We start from the raw sequence: 17,436 nt of genomic DNA, 5'->3' as shown, positions 1-17,436 counted from the left end.
CACGTCCCTCTCCACCTGCTGTTATTGAGGAGTCACCATGCCGAGGTTCGCGGCGAACCTTTCCATGCTGTACACCGAGCACGACTTCCTGGACCGCTTCGCCGCGGCCTCGGCGGACGGCTTCGAGGCCGTCGAGTACCTCTTCCCGTACGCGTACGGGACCGGGGAACTCCGCGCCCGTCTCGACGGGCACGGGCTGCGCCAGGTCCTGTTCAACGCCCCGCCCGGCGACTGGGACGGCGGCGAGCGCGGCATCACGGCGCTGCCGGGCCGCGAGTCCGAGGCCCGCGAGGGCGTCGACCGGGCCCTGGAGTACGCGGCCGCGCTCGGCAGCCCGCGCGTGCACATGATGGCGGGCCTCGTACCCGAGGGTGTGTCGCGCTCCGCCTGCCGCGACACGTACCTCACCAACCTGGCGTACGCGGCCGGGCAGGCGGCGTCCGCGGGCGTCGACATCCTGATCGAGCCGATCAACACCCGTGACATGCCGGGCTACTTCCTGAACCGCCAGGCGGACGCCCACGCCGTCGTCCAGGAAGTCGGCGCGGCCAACCTGAAGGTCCAACTCGACCTGTACCACTGCCAGATCGTCGAGGGCGACCTCACCGCCACCCTCCGCCGCGACCTGCCGACGGGCCGCGTGGGCCATCTGCAGATCGCGGGCGTCCCCGACCGCCACGAGCCCGACGCGGGCGAGCTGAACCTCCGTCATCTGATGTCCGTCGTCGACGACGTGGGCTTCGACGGCTGGATCGGCTGCGAGTACCACCCCAAGGCCGGCACGAGCGAGGGTCTCGGCTGGCTGAAGCACCTGCAAGGAGAGCACGCATGAGGATCGTCATCACGGGCGGCTTCGGCTTCCTGGGCCGCCAGGTCGCCGAGGCCCTGCTGGAGCGGCGCACGTTCGACGGCGCGCCCGTCGACCGGCTCACCCTCGCGGACCGGTTCGTCCCGGACGAGTCGCCGCTGACGGCCGACCCGCTCGTGGACGTGGTCCGGGGCGACCTCACCGAGCACCTCGGGGAGCTGTTCACCCGGACGGCCCCGGTGGACGTGGTGATCCACCTGGCGGCCGCGGTGTCGGCGGAGTGCGAGGCGGACTTCGACCTCGGCATGACGGCGAACCTGGACACGACCCGCGCGCTCCTGGAGGCGGCCCGCGCCCAGGCGGAGAACGGCGGCCCGACGGTGCGCCTCGTCCTGGCCAGCAGCGTCGCCGTCTACGGCTCGGACGCGGCGCTCCCCCTGCCCCCCGTGGTCAGCGAGTCGACGCTGCCCACACCGCAGTCCAGCTACGGCGTGCAGAAGCGGATCTGCGAGCAGCTGGTCGCCGAGTACACGCGCCGCGGCTACGTGGACGGCCGCGTCACCCGTCTGATGACGGTGTCGGTGCGCCCCGGCAAGCCGAACGCGGCGGCCTCCGGCTTCCTGTCCGGCGTGGTCCGCGAACCGCTCGCGGGCCTCCCCGCCAACTGCCCGGTGAGCCCGGACACGCGGGTGGCGCTGGCGTCGCCGCGCCGCACGGTCGAGGGCATCCTGCGGGTGGCGCAGGCCGAACGCGGCTCGGGCGAGGGCCAGTTGACGGGCAACATCCCGGTGAACCTCCCGGCCCTGACGGTCACGGTCGCCGAGATGCTGGACACGCTCCGCCGGGTGGCGGGCGACGCGGTGGCCGACCTCGTGACGGTGGCACCGGACCCGTCCGTGGAGGCGATCGTCGGCTCGTGGCCCGCCGCGTTCGACAACGCGCGCGCGGCGGCACTGGGCCTGAGCCCCGACCCGGACTTCGCGTCGGTGATCCGCCAGTACGCCGCCGACCACGCGGACGCCGTGACGGCGCCGATAGACTGAACTCATGTTCAACAAGGTGGACGGGCCCGTGCGGCTCGCCGATCGCGTCGCCGCGATGCTCACCGAGGAGATCGAGTCGGGGCGGCTGACGGCGGGCGACAAGCTGCCGACCGAGGTCGAGCTCGTCAAGCAGCTCGGCGTGAGCCGCACGGTGATCCGTGAGGCGGTCTCCCGGCTGCGCAACGCCGGGCTCGTCGAGCCGCGGCAGGGGCGCGGCGTCTTCGTGCTGCCCCGCCGCACCCGCCCCCTCGACCTGGAGGGCGACGACACCGACGGCACGGAGACCAAGGGCAAGGTGCTGCAGATCGTCGAGGTCCGCCGCGCGATGGAGGCCGAGGCCGCCCACCTCGCGGCGACCCGGGCCAAGCCCGCCGACATCGTCCGGATGCGCGCCGCGCTCGCCGCCATCGACACGGCGGTCGCGGCGGGCGGCGACGGCACCGACGAGGACCTCGCCTTCCACCGCTCCATCGCCGAGTCGACCGGCAACCCGGTCCTGGTCTCCACGGTCCACTACCTCGGCGAGGTCTCCCGGGGCGGCATCCGCGTCACCCGCGCCAACGAGGCCCGCCGCGACGACTTCTTCGAAGCGGTCCGCCAGGAACACCAGGCGATCCTCACCGCCATCGAATCCGCCGACCCCAAGGCGGCCCGCACGGCGGCCCGCCGCCACATGAAACACGCGGCAGCCCGCCTCCAGAAGGCGGACCCGGAATTCTGGGACGAGGCGGAGCACCTGGACGTGGATGTCGACCTGGACGCGGGGTCCTGACGGATCTCGGCACGGGGACGGCGTCCACGCGTCACACGCGCGGCGCCCCGGCCTTGCGCGCGTGCAGCACACTCCCGCCCAACGGCAGCGGCGCCGCGGCTCCTTCCACCAGCAACAGCCCCGCGTCCGCGAGCAGTTGGCCGTAGTCGGCGGCGGTGCGTTCGCGGCCGCCGACGTTGCACCTCATGTGGAGGTCCCACGCGGTGGCCAGGGAGGGGGCGCCGTCGGCGGGCAGGAGGCGTTCGACGACGAGAAGGTCGGCGCCGTCGGACATGGCGCGGGCGCAGTGGCCCAGGATGTCGCGGCAGCGCTGGTCGTCCCAGTCGTGCAGGACGCGGGAGAGCAGATAGACGTCGCCGCCGGGAGGTACGTCGGCGAAGTCTCCGGGGTGGTACGTGCAGCGGTCGCCGAGGCCTGCCGCGTTCAGCGAGCTGCGGGCGGCCTCGACCACGTGGGGGCGCTCCACGAGTACGCCGTGCAGCCGAGGGTGGGCGGCGAGGATGCGGCCGAGGAGTTCGCCGTTGCCGCCCGCGACGTCGACCACGGTGCGGGTGGCAGGGGCGCGCAGGACGGGGTGGTCGGGGAGCGGCTCGAACATGAGGGAGCCCGCGGCCATGGACCGGTCGAAGAGGTCGGCGAGTTCGGGGTCCCGGGCGAAGTGGTCGAAGTGGTTCTCGCCGAAGACGTGGTCGAAGGCGGTGGCGCCGGTGCGCACGGTGTGCGCGAGAGCGCCGAAGGAGCGGTAGAACGGGCCTCCGTACAGCAGCGCAAGGGGTCGCATCGAGCCCGCGGAACCGGTGCGCAGGAGTTCACCGAGAGGCGTGAGGCGGTAGCCGTCCGGGCCGCTCGCCACGACGTCCAGCATGCGCAGATAGCGCAGGAGTGACGCCAGGCACTCGGGGTCGGCGCCGACCGTCCGCGCCAGGTCCGCCACGTCCGTACCCGTCTCCGTGTCCATGGCGTCGGGCACCTTCAACTCGGCGAAGACCGCGACCGCCCGGGTCGTCCAGGCCCCGGTGAACAGCCTCAGCAGCGCCTCGGCGACGTGCGGGCCGTCGGGGCGGGCGGCGAGGTGGGCGTCGAGCACGTCGCGGTGGTCCCCGGGGACGTACAGCTCCACGCGCCCGTAGGCGGACTTCGCGTCGGCGGGCGCGGCGAAGTAGAAGACCGTGCCGTTCTCGTGCGGGTTGTATCCGCCGCCGTCCGGTGCCGCGCCGTACCGCGCGAAGGTGGCGCACAGGCCGCGCAGGAGCAGCGGATCCGGGGCCGGCACCTCGAAGGCGACATGTGCCTCGTGCTGCCGCTCGCGTTCGTGCGCGGCGAGTTCGGCGAGGCCCGAACCGGAGCCGGGCGGCACGGTCAGGGCGAACACCTCGACCACGCGCCGCCCTCCGTCCCGGCCGGTCACCGCGGGGCGCAGGATGCCGACGTCGAGCTCGGCCGCGTCCCGCCGATGCCGGACGGCCAGGCGGTCCCGGACGACGACGCTCGGCATCGGGTCACCGTCGGCGGTGAGCCCGCACGCATCGAGCATCGCGGCGAGCGCCGGGGCGTCCTCGGGGAACACGAGCAGCGCGGCGTGCGCGAACCGGCACCGTCCGGCGAGCGTCCGCAGCTCGGGGCCGTCGAGTCCGGGCAGGAGCAGCGGGAGCAGGGTTTCGGTGTCCTGGTCGCGTACGAAGTCGGCCGTGGCGCGCAGGCGGGCGGCGTCGTCCGCCGCTGCCGTGGTGGTGATCATCGGAGCGGGGTCCTCTGTTCAAGTGCTGGGTGGGGTAGGGCAAGGAGGTTCACGTCGGGGGTGGCGTGGGCGGGGCCGGTCGCTCAGATGCCGACGTACTGCTCGGCGAACCAGTTCTGCTGGGCGCGCGAGGTGCGCAGGGAGTGGAGTCGGGAGCGCCTCAGGGCGTTGTGGAACAGCGCCGCGCCGTCGGTTCCGGTCGGGCCGTGGAGCAGGCCGATCATCCACTGGGAGAAGTCCTGCGCCCGCCAGATGTGCGCCAGACAGCGGTCCGAGTAGCCGTCGATCCCGGACCGGTCGCCGTGGACGAGCGCGTCCGTCAGGGCGTGGGCGAGGAGTTCCGCCTCCACGACGGCGAGGTTGGCACCCTTGGCGGCGGAGGGGCTGAGCAGGGCGGCGGCGTCGCCGGCGAGGAAGAGGGGCCCGTGGCGCAGGGGTTCCACCACGTCGGACTCGAAGTCGACGACGGTGCGCTGGACGAGCGGGCCGCGGCGCAGCGGTCCGTAGGTCTCGGCCCGCATCCGCAGGTCGAGTTCGGCCCAGATCCGCTCCTCGGACCAGGCATCGGCGCGTGTGCCGCGCTCGCACTGGAGGTAGTAGCGGGTGACGTCCTGGGTCCGGGCCATGTGCCCGGCGAAGCCGAGGTCGTGCACCGCGTAGCCGACGGCGTCCAGGCTCGGCGGCGCCTCGGCGAGCACCCCGAGCCAGGACACCCCGTGGTCGCGGTGGTGCCGGCGGACCGCGCCCGCAGGAAGCGAGCGGCGGGCCGCGCCGTGCCGGCCGTCGCAGCCGGCGACGTAGCGGGCCTGCCATGCGCCGCGCCCGCCGTCCGCGTCGCGCGTGACGACCACCGGCCGGTCGCCGTCGAGGCCCCGCACCTTCTCGGCCTCGCAGTCGAAGCGGATCCGGCCACCGGCCTCCTGATAGTGCGTCAGCAGATCGGACACCAGGAACTGCTGCGGGTAGACGGTGTGCTGTTCGCCCTGCCCGAGGCCGCGGTAGTCGAGCCGGAACCGGCCGTCCTCGCAGCGGAATTCGCAGGTTCCGTGGGCCGTTCCGTTCCGGCGCAGGTTCTCGGCCAGCCCGTGGCGTTCGAGGATCCGTACGGTGTGGGCGGCCAGGTAGCCGGCGCGGGCCCGGGTACTGATGTGCTCGCGGGTGCCGCGCTCCAGGATCACGCAGTCGATCCCGGCACACTGGAGCAGGTTCCCCAGGGCGAGCCCGGCCGGACCTGCACCCAGGATCGCTACGTCGGCCCTGCCGCCGGACGCCTGCTCGTCACGCTCGGCCCGCCGGGCCTGCCGCTCTGTCACGAACGGTGACCATAGACGGACTTGAAGCCGACGGCTGACCGGAATCACCCATCTGCGGATGCGCTTGCACGTGGCACCGGACAACAAAAAGTAAGAGCCGAGGGCGCGTTGGCACCATGGCCCCCGGTTTCACGCAGAACCGGTCAGGCCTCCTGACCGGTCAGTCCTCCTCGTCCCACGCTCCGCCCAACGCGAGCAGCTCCGTACTGTGTTCCACCCGGGAGATCCACTCCGGGGGCCAGGCCGTGATCCCGTGGTAGGCGCCCGTGAAGGCGCCCGTGAGCGCGGCGATCGAGTCGGAGTCGCCGGACGTGCACGCGGCGCGGCGGATCGCGGCGACCGGGTCGTCGGGGAAGAGCAGGAAGCACAAGAGGCCGGTCGCCAGGGCCTCTTCGGCGATCCATGCCGCGCCCGTCGCCAGGCACGGGTCGGCCTCCGGGTCGACGCCGCCGGGCGCGGCGGCCGCGGCGAGGCGTTCGAGGACGCTGATGCATTCCTGCCAGCCTCCGTCGACGTAAGCGGCCCCTTGGGGTGCGAGGTCGCCGAGCCACTGGCCCCAGCCGGGCGGCGGCGTGAGGACCGAGGCGCGCGCGTAGGTGAGCAGGAGTTCCGGCAGGAGCGCGGGCGGCGTGCCGTGGGCGAGGAGCCGGATCGCGTACGCGGTCAGGTCACTGGCGGCGAGGGCGGTGGGGTGGCCGTGCGTGAGGGCGCTCTGCAACTGGGCGATCAGGGCGCGGTGGTGGGGCGCCGGGCCGGGGACCAGGGCGACGGGCGCGACGCGCATGTTGGCGCCACAGCCCTTGCTTTCGGTGATCGTCGCCGCTGCCCACGGGGTGCCCTTGCGCAGGGCGCGGCACGCCCTCATACAGGTGTTGCCGGGGGCGATGCCCGGGTGGTCGAGCCAGGCGGAGAAGTGCTCGACGAGCGCGCCCGTCACCGGCTCGGGCCGACTCAGCCCACCGGCCTCCTGCACCTTGCGCAGGGCGCGCGCCACCGCGAGTGTCATCTCGGTGTCGTCCGTGACGAGCGCGACGCCGTCGTGACGTACGGGCAGCCGCATCCCGCGCCAGGGCCCGAACTCGGCCTCGATGCGCGTGACGGACGTGAGGAACTCGGTGGGCTGCCCCAGGGCGTCACCGAGGGCGGAACCGATCAGGGCGCCGGTGGCAGGGCGCTTGTTGGGGGTGCTCACGACGCTGTGGTCCTTCCGGTGGGATGTGCTTCGGCGCCGGCTGATCAGGGCCTGTACCGCGACGGCGAACGAACCGTCTTCCAGCGCCCTGGCGATGCAGCCGTCCCCGAAGCGTTCGCCTCGTACGACGGTGGTGAGCAGGCGGACGGCGTCGGCCGCACCCATGGTGCCGTCATCACCAGTTCGTGGTGGATCCTGGTCCATCCACGGGTAGGCGGGCGTGATGGCACCGACCTCGTACAGCAACTCGCACACGCGCCCGACGAGGGGCGGGTACTGAGGGTGAGGAATGCGTAGGACGCCATCACTGCTCTCGCCAGGAGACGTCCACGGCACGGCTCGAATCTCCCGCAACCAGCCGATACTGCGCTCCAGCTCCGACCACTGCGCGTCCTTGGCCGGGGCGAGCTGGTCGAGCAGCGCGGCATCGCTGCGCGGCCCGTCGGCAGGCTGATTCATCGTCGTCGTCCGTTCGTCAGCCGAAGGCGTTCGCGGCGATGTCGCGGACCGGGAGGGTGACACCGAGGCGGTAGCCGCGGTTGATCCGCACCCAGCTCGACGGGGCGGCGTTTCGGGTCAGCTCCTCGACGGTCGCCGTGCCGACCCCTGGCCAGTCCTTGGGGACGTAGTCCTCGCGCGTGGCGATCTCCAGCAAGTGGGGGTACTTGCCGTCCATGTCGTCTCGCAGCCACAGCGGCCTGCCGTCCGCGGCGAGTGGGTAGTGCACCTCGGCGCTGCGCAGGACCACCAGGAAATTCGCGGCCGTGGTCCGCGCCACGCGCAGCCTTTGGTATTCGAGCTCGACGTCGTTGACCGCCGGGTCGAAGCCCATCCCCTTGGCCGTCACCTTCCATTTGGGGTTCGGCTCGTACTCCGACAGCGACCCGTCGGGGCGGATGCGCCACAGGCCGAGGTATCCGCTGACCGGGATCTTGCTGCGGTCGTACAGCGGAAAGTTCGGGTCCACCGCGAACCAGAGACGTTCACCCTCTGCCGGCTTGGCGTATTCGGCGGTCCGCCGCATCTGATCGGAGACGTGCACGACGAATCCCTTTCCCCGTTCGTACCTGGGGAAGTGGCGGGAGAACAGGCTGCGTCGGTCCGGTTCGTCGATGCTGGGCGTGACGATCTTCTCCGAGAGCTCACTCGGGCTCTGCGCCTCGCCCCATTCGCCCGGCAGCACGACTCCCGGATACGGCCAGGCGCCGGGGCGCTTGGACTGAGCCTCGGCCAGGAACTCGGTCGGGCTCAGCCCCCGCTCGTAGGCCGCCCGACGCCGCCAGAGCCAGAAACTGTAGGACTTGTTGCTCGCGTCATCGCCTTGCTCCCGATTGATGTAGATGCCTACAGCACCCTCCTCGTCGGATGCCCACAGGCAGCCGAAAACTCCTATGGGGTTGGCCAAGAGCACATACTTGACCGGACCGTCGTACCGACTCCTGTAATCGGGCGGGCTGTACACGAGCCGCGGGCTGAGGGGTTCCGACTGGGGCCGTACCAAGGGGATTTCCTCATGCCCCCCGGGGGTTTTCTCACTCACTTGGCTACAATTTCTCCGTAGATGTGATACTTGCCGTCCACGTTCGCGACTTCCGACACCTGGAATTTCTGGCCCCGGTCGAGGAGCAATTCTCGCTCACCCCGGTTCTGGCTGATCTCGTCGACCCACATTCCATGCGTTCCCTCGGGGGCGCGGAGATGCAGCACGGACTCGGTGTGCGTGAACTGCGTCGGCCCCAGGGACGTGGACAGATAGCCGTCGTCGGTGAGCGTCTTGCCCGCCAGTTCCTGCGGGTCGCTCACCTTGAATTCCTTGAGCCAGTGGTCCAGGTCGGTCGCCCTGTGGACCACCAGGTCCTCCGGGAGGGTGCTCTTGCCCATGGCGGAATCGATGTTGTCGATCCAGCCTTCCACTTGCGGGCTCGCCAGGCCGGCGTCTCCTCGCAGGAGTCCGTTGATGTCGCCGAAGCGGTGGCTGGTGTAGGCGTGCAGTGCGTCACGCTCCTCCGCAGGCAGCGAGCGAACGGTGTCGCCCAACTCGGAATTTCCGTACCGCACCGCCCCGTCCGCATCGAAGTCCCGGGCGCCGGTGAGTGCTTCATGCTCATCGCCTCGGGCCGCGGATGTGTCACCGTCGGGTGGCTGCTCCGGGGAGCCGTCCGGGGACTGGTCGAGGTCACCGCCGTGCCCTTCATCTGCGCCGTTGCCACGGTCGTCCCAGTCTCCCCTGTCCGGGGCGTCGGGGGCGGGCCCGTCATGGCCGGTGCCGTGGCTGCCGGGATCGGCCAGCGCGTCGTCGGCGGAGGTGTGGGACGGGACGTCATCGGCCTTGGGGGCGTCGTCGAAGGGGCTGTGCGCGGTATCCGGCACCGCGGGACTCTCCGGCACCGCGGGACTCTCCGGCACCGCGGGACTCTCCGGCACCGCGGGATTCTCCGGCGCCCGGTCGACGGTCCACCCCTCCGGCAGCTCCGTCCTGCCCGCCGTCGGGGACCCCGCACCGGCGCCGCCCCCGGCCTTCGCCACATCCGAGTCGACAGCCCCCCACGCATCGGACCCGCCATGCTTCGCCGCGGACTCCCCCGCCCCCTCGGCGAAGTCCTCCGTAGCGTGCCGCGCCGCACTCCGGGCCGCCGACTCCGTGGCCTCCTCCGCGCCCTCGCGGGCCACCGTGGTCAGCCCGCGCCGCGCAGCGGAGGCTCCGGTTGCCGCGCCGCCCGTGGCGACGTCGGTCGCGGCGTCGAAGAGGAACGAACCCGTCGCCTCCGCCGGATCCTTGGACCAGCCGGAACCGACCATGCCCTTCACCAGGTCGACGGGGTGGTTGGTGCTCTTGACCAGGCCGGCGGTCATACCGCTCACGTTGGAGAGGTACTGCATCGGGTGCGTCATGTTGTACGGCGTGAACGGCTGCACCGTGTTGAGGAGCCGTACGGTGTCCGAGCCGCCCTTCACGAAGCCGCCCAGCAGATGCTCGGTGCTGACGACGCCGGACTTCGCGTAGTCCCCGACCGCGGACAGGAGTTGACTCCCCGCTCCTGGTGTGTCGGGGGCACCCTTAGATGCCTCGATGACCTTGACCTTCGCGGCGGCCGCCGCTGAACTGCGCTGACTGCGAGCTTCGTTGAGGATCTCACGGGCCTCCTGCTTGCCCGCCGCTCCGGGGTCGTCGAAGACACCGGGGTCCTTGGGTGCGGGGCCCTGTTCGGCGGCGAGCGGCCCGGCCACCTTGTAGTCCCACACCGCCTGCTGCTCTCGCTCGTACGTTGCCCGCGCGTGCTCGGAGCGCTGCTCGGCGGCGCGCCAGGTCTGGACGGCCACGGCCGCCTGCTTGCGCGCCCACTCGACGGTGTCGGCGTACACGTGCAGTGCGCTCGCGGCGTCGTGGCAGGCGTCGGCCGCGGTCAGCCACCGCTTGGGGTGCGCTTCGAACTTCTCGCGGAACGAGTCGCCCGCCGCGCCGCTCCATTCCCCGGTGGCAATCTTCCGCAGCGCCTGCCCTGTCGACTCGAAAGCCTTCGCGAACGCGGCCAGGTGGTCGGCGGCCTCCCGTAGATCGCCGGGCGAACCGTGGACGAGCTCGCCCGGCTCGACCGTCTCGTCAAGCTCGCGCTCGGACACGTCCATGCCCAGCTTGTCGCCGGCCCACTCGAGGCCGTCCTTCGTGCCCTCGACGACCGTGTCCTTGGCGGCCCCGACCTTGTCGGAGATCCAGCCGGTGACGCCCATCAGCCGTCACCGCCGCGGCCCGAACGGTAGACGGACTCGAGCATGTCGATGGTCGCGCCCCTGACGCCGCTCGTGGTGGAGTCCTTGATGGCACCCGACCACTGCTCATGCATGTCGTCCATGGCCGACTTGGTGGCTTCGGGCGACCGGTCGGGCCTGGTGGTCTCCTTGATGCCGTCCCCGATCTCGCCCCACGACATCTTGCTCGCCTCGTCGCCGGTCACCGTCGGAGCCCCGTACTGCGCCATGGCCGCGTCCTTGACGATGCCTTCCCCGTACTCCTCCATGTCGTGGTACGTGCCGGCGGACAGGTCCAGCTTGTCGGCGACCTCGTTGCCCTCCTGTACAAGTTCGCGTACGCCCCAGGCCCACCGCTCACCGAAGGCCGTCAGTACCGTGGCCAGGCCCTCGTCGCCCACCTGCAACTTGCTCAGCGAGATGTCCTCGAATCCGCGCCCCACGGCGCCGTTCCCGACCGCGTGCAGCCCGCCGAGCGACTGCAGCTCGTCGATGACCTGGTTGATGCCCTTGGCCGCCTGCTTGAGCAGCTCCGGGTCGACCCCGTAACCACCGCCGCTCATGCCATCGCCCCCTGCGCGAGGGTGTCGACGGCGATTGCGTCCGGGACGATGCCGCACGTGGGCGGCAGCAGCATCGGATACGCGCCGGCCACGTCCACCGCGACACCCGCCGGCTGCCTCACCTCGCGTACAAGGTCGGGCAGGACGTCGTCCAGAAGTCGGAAGCCGAGCACGGTCACGAAGTTGATCCGGCCGTGCTGCGCGGCGAGATCCGCGTCGTCCTGGGCGCCCTTGGCGTGCACGAACCGCTGCAACTCGCCCTGCGAGGTGAAGGCGTACAACCATCGCGTGCCCTGCACCGAGCCGTTCCACAGCGAGCGCGGTCCGGCCATCGGCACGATGACCGCCGCCTCACGGAACGCGGCGAGCAACGCGTCCCGGTCCCCTCGCTCCGCGTAGAAGTCCCTGATCTCGGCCGCCAATTCGGCCCGCCCGTCGTCGCCCGCGGCTCTCTGGACCCCACTGGCTACCTGTCCCGCGTGCATCATTCGCTACTTCCTCCCCGTGCGCGGCGCAGCGATCATGCAATCACAGACGTGTGTGCACGCTGCGAAGACGGGTTCCTGAACCGTTCCGCCTGCGCGTTTGACCTTTCTGTTGCATTCTCTTTGCACACAGGGGAGTTGTTCGACCGGTGCGCCACAGGGGCAGCAGGGGGAAGGAGCGGGGCAATGGAGATCGCACAGACGCTCGCGCTCGTCGCGGCGACGGTCACGACGGGGCTTGTCAGCGGGTTGTTCTACGGGTTCGCCATTTCGGTGATGCCGGCGCTGCACGGCGGGGACGACCGGACGTTCATCGATGTGATGCAGCGGATCAACAGGGCGATCCTCAACGGGTGGTTCCTGCTCGGATACGTCGGCGCGCTGCTGTTCGGCGCGCTCGCGGTCGGCCTGCAGTTCGGCGGCGGAGACCGGGCCGCGGTGTGGCCCGCCGTCGCGGCGCTCGTCTGCTATGTCGCGTCGATGGCCCTCACCGGCCGCCTGAACATTCCGCTCAACAACGCGCTCGACGCCGCCGGGCCTGTGGCCTCGATCGCCCAGCCGGCTGCCGCCCGGGCCGAGTTCGAGGGGCCGTGGGTGCGGTGGAACGTGGTGCGGACGCTACTGTGCACGGCCGCCACCGGATTGTGGTGCTGGGCGCTCGTCCTCCAGGGCGGAAGCTGAACGCCACAGCACCAACGGCCCGCGCCCAGCAGCGCCTCCGCGCGCCCGTGCAGCCTGGCCGCGTACGCCGCGGTTCCCTTGAACGAGTCGACGAGCGCGAACAGGTCCCAACGGAGGCGGCTTCAACTGGCGGTGTCAGACGTCCAGTTCGTCGACTTCGGGCCTGACCGCGATGTCCTCCGGGTCGTACATCCGCAGACTCTCGGCTCCGTCCTCTTCGACGATGTCGTTCTGGACGGGCTTTCCGGTAGCGGCCTCGATGAGCTGTATCAGCTTCTGCAGACGACTGTTGAAGAACCCCTCGAAATCGTCCTGCCTCAGTTCAGAGGGTTCCACCAAGTGGGTACCGACGATGTCATCAAGCTTGGCGGCACCAATGTCGGCCCTTTTCTCGACCCTCGGCAGGTACACCGACGGAGCGACCCCGCCGATGGCCCGGTTGGTTTCGGCGGAAAGCGGGGTCTTGTTGACGATGCTCTCCCGATGCGCGGGGTCGATGTCGTGATCCAGGCACCACCTGTAGGGAAAGATGTGGTGGATGTCGACGGCGAGGTCCGAGTACTGCACCTTGTCGAGCGCCTTGTCGTACATCCAGTCCTTCGACCCGTTCGACAGAATGAGCGCGTAGATGCCCTTGTAAGCTGCGGCATTCCTCGTACGGAGCGACAGGAGTCGTGAGGCGGCAAAGGTGCAATCTGCGACGGTCCGTGGCGTATCCGTCTCCCTGCCACGGGCCCAGTCCGGGACGGACTCGATGTCGCGCGCGAATCGGGTCTCGATGGCCGAGCCGTACAGCTCTCCGAGGATGCCGCACCAGAACCAGCGGGCCAGCTTCTCGCGAACGCCATGGAGGTCGGCGTCGTCACCGAGGACGACCTTGATGGCGGCGAGCGGGACGAGCTGCTTGGGATACGGCAGGAACTTCACATCGTAGATGTGATGGTCGGCGAGAAAGACCGCCGCCCAGGCGTACGCGTCGCGAACGGGCTGCACCCAGTCCAGGTAGTCATCGAGGGTGAGCTTGAGCAGGTCCTCTTTCCGCGCGGACACCGCTGACGGCCGACCGGGCCCTTGCTCGCGGGCACGCCTCAGACTGGCGAGCAGGCTCACCGTCTGAAGGAAATCGATGTTCTCCACGGCCGCCAGAACCGGCTGCGCGGCGAAGCCGTTCTGGGTCTTCTGCCAGTCGTCGTTCAGTCGGAAGTCGGTGCCGTGCGTGTCGAAGTACTGCTTGTCGCCGGCGAAGGTAGCGGTGAGCAGCTCGAAGACGTTGAGCGGAAGGCCGCCGGTGTTGACCTTCTCGAAGACGGTGGCCACGGCTGACTTGGTGGTCGTCTTGTCGAGCTCGATGGCGGGCAGGTTGTAGGTGGAGCAGGGCTGAATGACATTGGCGTGGAATGTGCTCGCCTGGGTCGTGTCCGGGCAGGCGAAGAGCCAGGTGACGGTTTCCGCGCCGCCGAAGAGGAGACGCGCGGGAAAGTAGCCGTTGGCTCGCTCCAGCTCCGGGGTGGAGAGATCCAGGTCGATGTCCTTGCCGAAATTGCTACGTATGATGCCGTCGCCCGGCAGGGACACGACGGCCTCATCCATCCGATCCTCTCCCTGCAACGCCGTCGGCATGTGAATGACGTAGCGGCGGTCCATGAGCCTGCCGCGACTGTCCTTGGTGTGGACGATGCCGTCGCCCGTCAGGGCCTGGGTGAGCGAGGTGAGCCGCTGCTGCCCATCGAGCAGAAGCAACTGAGGCTCGGTGCCCGGTGGGAGCTCGACTCCGTCGATCGGGCGCGGCTTGAAGCGGATCTGATCGTTGCCAGTCCGCAGCATCATCACGACGCCGAGCGGATGGCCTCTCAGAATCGTGACGATGAGCTGGCGGATCCGCTCGTCCTCCCACTTGTAGCCGCGCTGGAAGTCGGGCAGCTGGATCTGGCCGTCAGCCGTCCACTTCAGGTAGTCGGACAGCTCGTAGAGGGGGGTCTGGAAACCCATGATCACTCAATCCCTGAGTAGCGGTCGCTGCGTGATGCACAGCCACACCGGAGAGCCAACCAGGTGCTAATGGGCCAGGATAGGCAGGGCCATCGTTCAGTACACCCCTGCGGCCCAAGCGTTGAAGGGGCCTGCCCAAGGGAGCGGCTTCGCGCCGGACCGGGGAAACGACGAATCCCGGTGAGTCGTACGACTCACCGGGATTCGTGAACGCTGCCGGACGATCCAGCGAACGTCCTGAACGTGTCCGAGGGGGGACTTGAACCCCCACGCCCGATAAAGGGCACTAGCACCTCAAGCTAGCGCGTCTGCCATTCCGCCACCCGGACAAGGTGTCCGCCGCCAGGGGCTGGCCCCGTGGCGACGGACAGAACCTTATCAAGGTCTGGGAGTGGCTTTCACCAGCGCCTATGTACTGGCGTACTACGGCGAAGTCATCCGCTGCTCGACCTCCGGGTGCTTCTTCAGCCACGCCGCGACGGCCTCCGCCTGATGGCCCTGGCCCCGCTTGTTGATCTCGATCTCCAGGGTGCCGAGTTCGTCCTCGGTCATCTTGAAGTTCTTGAACCACTTCGTGAGCTTCGGGTACTGCTCGGTGAACGCCTTGCTGGTGACCGTGCGAATCGTGTCGCCCTTGCCGAAGAGACCCTTGGGGTCCTTCAGCTTGGTCAGGTCGTACTTGCTGTAGGCCCAGTGCGGGGTCCACAGGAGCACCGCGATCGGCTTCTTCTTGGCGTAGGCGCGCTTGAGTTCGGCGAGCATCGCGGGCGTGGAGCCGTCGACGACCTTGTACTCCTTGTCGAGGCCGTAGCCCGGCACGACATCCTTGCGGAGGATGTCCATCGTGCCGGTGCCGCCCTCGATGCCGACGATCTTGCCGTTGAACTCCTTGGCCCTGCCCTTGAGGTCCTCGACCGACTTGATGCCCTTCACGTACGACGGGACGGCGATCTCGAGCGAGGTGGGCCCGTACCAGGAGCCGAGGGTCGTGACCTTGTTCTTGTACTTGTCCCAGTAGCTCTTCTGCGTATACGGCAGCCAGGCGTCGAAGTTGACGTCCAGGTCACCGGTGGACAGGCCCGTGTAGACCGGGCCGACGTCCATCTGCTTGAGGTTGAGCTTGTAGCCGCGGTTCTCCAGGACGTGCTTCCAGAGGAAGGTGACCGCGATGTCCTCGTCCCAGGGGAACCAGGCGACGTTCACCGGGCGCTTGGCCTCCGCGGGGGTCGACTGCTTCTTGACGGGGGCGATCTTGTCGACGAAGCCGGGGTTCTTCTTCAGCCACGCCCGCACGGCGTCCTGCTGCTCGCCCTTGCCCGACTTGTTGATCTCGGCCTCAAGACTCGTGAGCTGCTTGTCGGTCAGCTTGAAGTCCTTGAGCCACTTGTCGACCTCGGGGAACTCCTTGCCGAAGCCCTTGCGCCCGATGGAGTGGATGCCGTCGCCCTTGCCCCAGGCGCCCTTGGGGTCCTTGAGCTTGGTGAGCTTGTAGTCGTTGTACGCCCAGTGCGGCGACCACAGCGTCGTCAGGATCGGCTTCTTGGCGGAGTACGCGCGCTTCAGCTGCGCCAGCATGGCCGGCGTGGAGCTGTCGACGACCTTGTACTCCTTGTCGAGGCCGTACTCCTTCAGGACCTTGCTCTTGAGCAGGCCCATCTCGCCGGCGCTGGCCTCGATGCCGGTGATCTTGCCGTCGAACTTGTCGGCCTGGCCCTTCAAGTCCTCCATGGACTTGATGTCCTTCATGTACGAAGGCACCGCCAGTTCGAGGGACGTGGGGCCGTACCAAGAACCGAGGTCCTCAAGCTCCTTGCCGTACTTCTTCCAGTACTCGGCGTGCGTCACCGGCAGCCAGGAGTCCGTCTGGAAGTCGACCGAGCCCTCGGCGAGCGAGGTGTAGAGCGGGCCGGCGTCGAGCTGCTTCATCTCCACCTTGAAGCCGCGCTGTTCGAGGGCTTCCTTCCACAGGAATCCGGAGGCGACGGCGTCGTCCCACGGCACATAGCCCAGGGTGATCTTCTTGCCCTGACCCACGTTCGTGGACACGGCCTGGGAGGTGGAGGCGTTGTTCTGGCCGAACATGCCCATGCCGCCCGCGACGAGCGCCAGGACGACGACACCGACCACGGCGACGGCCGGGCGGGGACGGTACGACCAGATCTTCATGCCGTGCGCGGCGCGCAGCTTGGCGAGCGCACGGCGGCCCAGCGGCGAGACCTGCTGGCCCAGCGAACTCGTCATGCGGTCCAGGTAGACCGCCAGAATCACGATCGAGATACCGGCCTCGGCACCGAGGCCGACGTTCAGCTGGCCGATGGCCTCGTTCACCGCGCCACCGAGACCGCCGGTGCCGACCATGCCCGCGATCGCGGCCATGGACAGGCCCAGCATGATGACCTGGTTGACGCCCGCCATGATCGTCGGGAGAGCCAGCGGCAGCTGCACGCGCCACAGGGTCTTGGCCGGGGTCGTGCCGAACGCGTCGGCGGCCTCGACCAGTTCCTCGTCGACCTGCCGGATACCCAGCTCGGTCATGCGCACGCCCGGCGGCACCGCGAAGATCAGCGTCGCGACGATACCGGCGGGGGCACCCGAGCCGAAGAACAGAATGGCCGGGATCAGGTAGACCATCGCCGGCAGCGTCTGCATCAGGTCGAGGACCGGACGGAACAGGTTGCTGACGCGCTTGGAGCGCGCGGCCCAGATGCCGAGCGGCACGCCGATGATCAGCGCGATGAGCGTCGACACGAGGACGAGCGACAGCGTCAGCATCGCGTCGTCCCACAGCTCCAGGTTCTGGATGAACCAGAATCCGACGAAGGTGAGTACGCCGGCGAGCGTGCCGCGCAGCCAGAACGCGACGACGGCGAAGATGCCCGCCATCAGCAGCGGCTCGGGCGCCTGGAGGACGTCGCTCAGGCCGTTGTAGACGCCGTTGAAAATCGACTGGAAGAAGTCGAACAGCCACGCCATGTGCGTGAGCATCCACTGGACCGCGTCGTTGACCCAGTCACCGAAGGGAATCCTAGGCACCGGCGATCACCTTCTCCGCCGACTCGTCCTCGACGACGTCCACGTCGGCGGCCGATTCGCCGCCTTCCACGC

Annotated in this window: 13 protein-coding genes, 1 tRNA gene and 1 pseudogene; 4 read left to right on the top strand and 11 right to left on the bottom strand. The window is 69.5% G+C overall.

Annotation, left to right across the window (positions count from 1 at the left end):
• Nucleotides 1–37: 37 nt before the first annotated feature.
• Genes otnI through ACY34M_RS22095 form a run of 3 tightly spaced genes read left to right on the top strand, consistent with a single transcriptional unit; the run spans nucleotide 38 to nucleotide 2,623 of the window.
• A complete protein-coding gene (gene otnI, locus ACY34M_RS22105) occupies nucleotides 38–832 on the top strand; it encodes a 2-oxo-tetronate isomerase (RefSeq protein WP_462719735.1) in 795 nt (264 codons plus the stop codon).
• Nucleotides 829–1,851 carry a D-erythronate dehydrogenase gene (denD, locus tag ACY34M_RS22100; protein ID WP_462719734.1) on the top strand — a complete coding sequence of 341 codons (1,023 nt, stop codon included), beginning with the start codon at nucleotides 829–831 and terminating at the stop codon, nucleotides 1,849–1,851. Before otnI ends, denD begins: the two co-directional genes overlap by 4 nt.
• A 4-nt stretch (nucleotides 1,852–1,855) precedes the next feature.
• On the top strand, nucleotides 1,856–2,623 hold the full coding sequence (locus ACY34M_RS22095; RefSeq protein ID WP_462719733.1) for a FadR/GntR family transcriptional regulator: 768 nt from the start codon (nucleotides 1,856–1,858) through the stop codon (nucleotides 2,621–2,623).
• A 31-nt stretch (nucleotides 2,624–2,654) separates the two neighbouring features.
• Here ACY34M_RS22095 and ACY34M_RS22090 read toward each other — a convergent pair whose 3' ends face one another.
• The 8 genes and pseudogenes from ACY34M_RS22090 to ACY34M_RS22055 form a co-directional block, all read right to left on the bottom strand.
• Nucleotides 2,655–4,361: a methyltransferase gene (locus ACY34M_RS22090; RefSeq protein WP_462719732.1), complete on the bottom strand. Its 1,707-nt coding sequence runs from the start codon at nucleotides 4,359–4,361 to the stop codon at nucleotides 2,655–2,657.
• A gap of 83 nt (nucleotides 4,362–4,444) precedes the next feature.
• Nucleotides 4,445–5,674 carry a 4-hydroxybenzoate 3-monooxygenase gene (locus tag ACY34M_RS22085; RefSeq protein WP_462719731.1) on the bottom strand — a complete coding sequence of 410 codons (1,230 nt, stop codon included), beginning with the start codon at nucleotides 5,672–5,674 and terminating at the stop codon, nucleotides 4,445–4,447.
• A gap of 160 nt (nucleotides 5,675–5,834) precedes the next feature.
• The gene (locus ACY34M_RS22080) at nucleotides 5,835–6,866 is read right to left on the bottom strand and encodes an ADP-ribosylglycohydrolase family protein (protein WP_462719965.1); all 1,032 of its coding nucleotides are present in this window, start codon (nucleotides 6,864–6,866) and stop codon (nucleotides 5,835–5,837) included.
• Nucleotides 6,867–6,923: 57 nt separating this feature from the next.
• Nucleotides 6,924–7,325, bottom strand: a pseudogene (locus tag ACY34M_RS22075) (DUF6508 domain-containing protein); the annotation flags it as partial.
• Nucleotides 7,326–7,341: 16 nt separating this feature from the next.
• Nucleotides 7,342–8,271: a hypothetical protein gene (locus ACY34M_RS22070; RefSeq protein ID WP_462719730.1), complete on the bottom strand. Its 930-nt coding sequence runs from the start codon at nucleotides 8,269–8,271 to the stop codon at nucleotides 7,342–7,344.
• Nucleotides 8,272–8,402: 131 nt separating this feature from the next.
• Nucleotides 8,403–10,595 (bottom strand): putative T7SS-secreted protein, encoded by a 2,193-nt coding sequence (locus ACY34M_RS22065; RefSeq protein WP_462719729.1) that lies wholly within the window; start codon nucleotides 10,593–10,595, stop codon nucleotides 8,403–8,405.
• Nucleotides 10,595–11,176, bottom strand: coding sequence for a hypothetical protein (locus ACY34M_RS22060; RefSeq protein ID WP_462719728.1), 582 nt, complete (start codon nucleotides 11,174–11,176; stop codon nucleotides 10,595–10,597). Before ACY34M_RS22060 ends, ACY34M_RS22065 begins: the two co-directional genes overlap by 1 nt.
• Nucleotides 11,173–11,664, bottom strand: coding sequence for a hypothetical protein (locus ACY34M_RS22055; protein WP_462719727.1), 492 nt, complete (start codon nucleotides 11,662–11,664; stop codon nucleotides 11,173–11,175). Before ACY34M_RS22055 ends, ACY34M_RS22060 begins: the two co-directional genes overlap by 4 nt.
• 183 nt (nucleotides 11,665–11,847) lie before the next feature.
• Here ACY34M_RS22055 and ACY34M_RS22050 point away from each other — a divergent pair, with 183 nt between their 5' ends.
• Nucleotides 11,848–12,342: an anthrone oxygenase family protein gene (locus ACY34M_RS22050; protein ID WP_462719726.1), complete on the top strand. Its 495-nt coding sequence runs from the start codon at nucleotides 11,848–11,850 to the stop codon at nucleotides 12,340–12,342.
• 135 nt (nucleotides 12,343–12,477) lie between these two features.
• Here ACY34M_RS22050 and ACY34M_RS22045 read toward each other — a convergent pair whose 3' ends face one another.
• From ACY34M_RS22045 to ACY34M_RS22035, 3 genes are all read right to left on the bottom strand, one after another.
• The gene (locus tag ACY34M_RS22045; RefSeq protein WP_462719725.1) at nucleotides 12,478–14,331 is read right to left on the bottom strand and encodes a GmrSD restriction endonuclease domain-containing protein; all 1,854 of its coding nucleotides are present in this window, start codon (nucleotides 14,329–14,331) and stop codon (nucleotides 12,478–12,480) included.
• 244 nt (nucleotides 14,332–14,575) lie between these two features.
• Nucleotides 14,576–14,660, bottom strand: a tRNA-Leu gene (locus ACY34M_RS22040).
• 94 nt (nucleotides 14,661–14,754) lie between these two features.
• Nucleotides 14,755–17,364 (bottom strand): ABC transporter permease/substrate binding protein, encoded by a 2,610-nt coding sequence (locus ACY34M_RS22035; RefSeq protein WP_462719724.1) that lies wholly within the window; start codon nucleotides 17,362–17,364, stop codon nucleotides 14,755–14,757.
• Nucleotides 17,365–17,436 lie beyond the last annotated feature (72 nt).

It is taken from the genome of Streptomyces sp. EDA2-14 (assembly GCF_054963755.1).
Note: the sequence above shows the minus strand (reverse complement) of the source record. Positions and strands in the feature narration are given on the sequence as shown.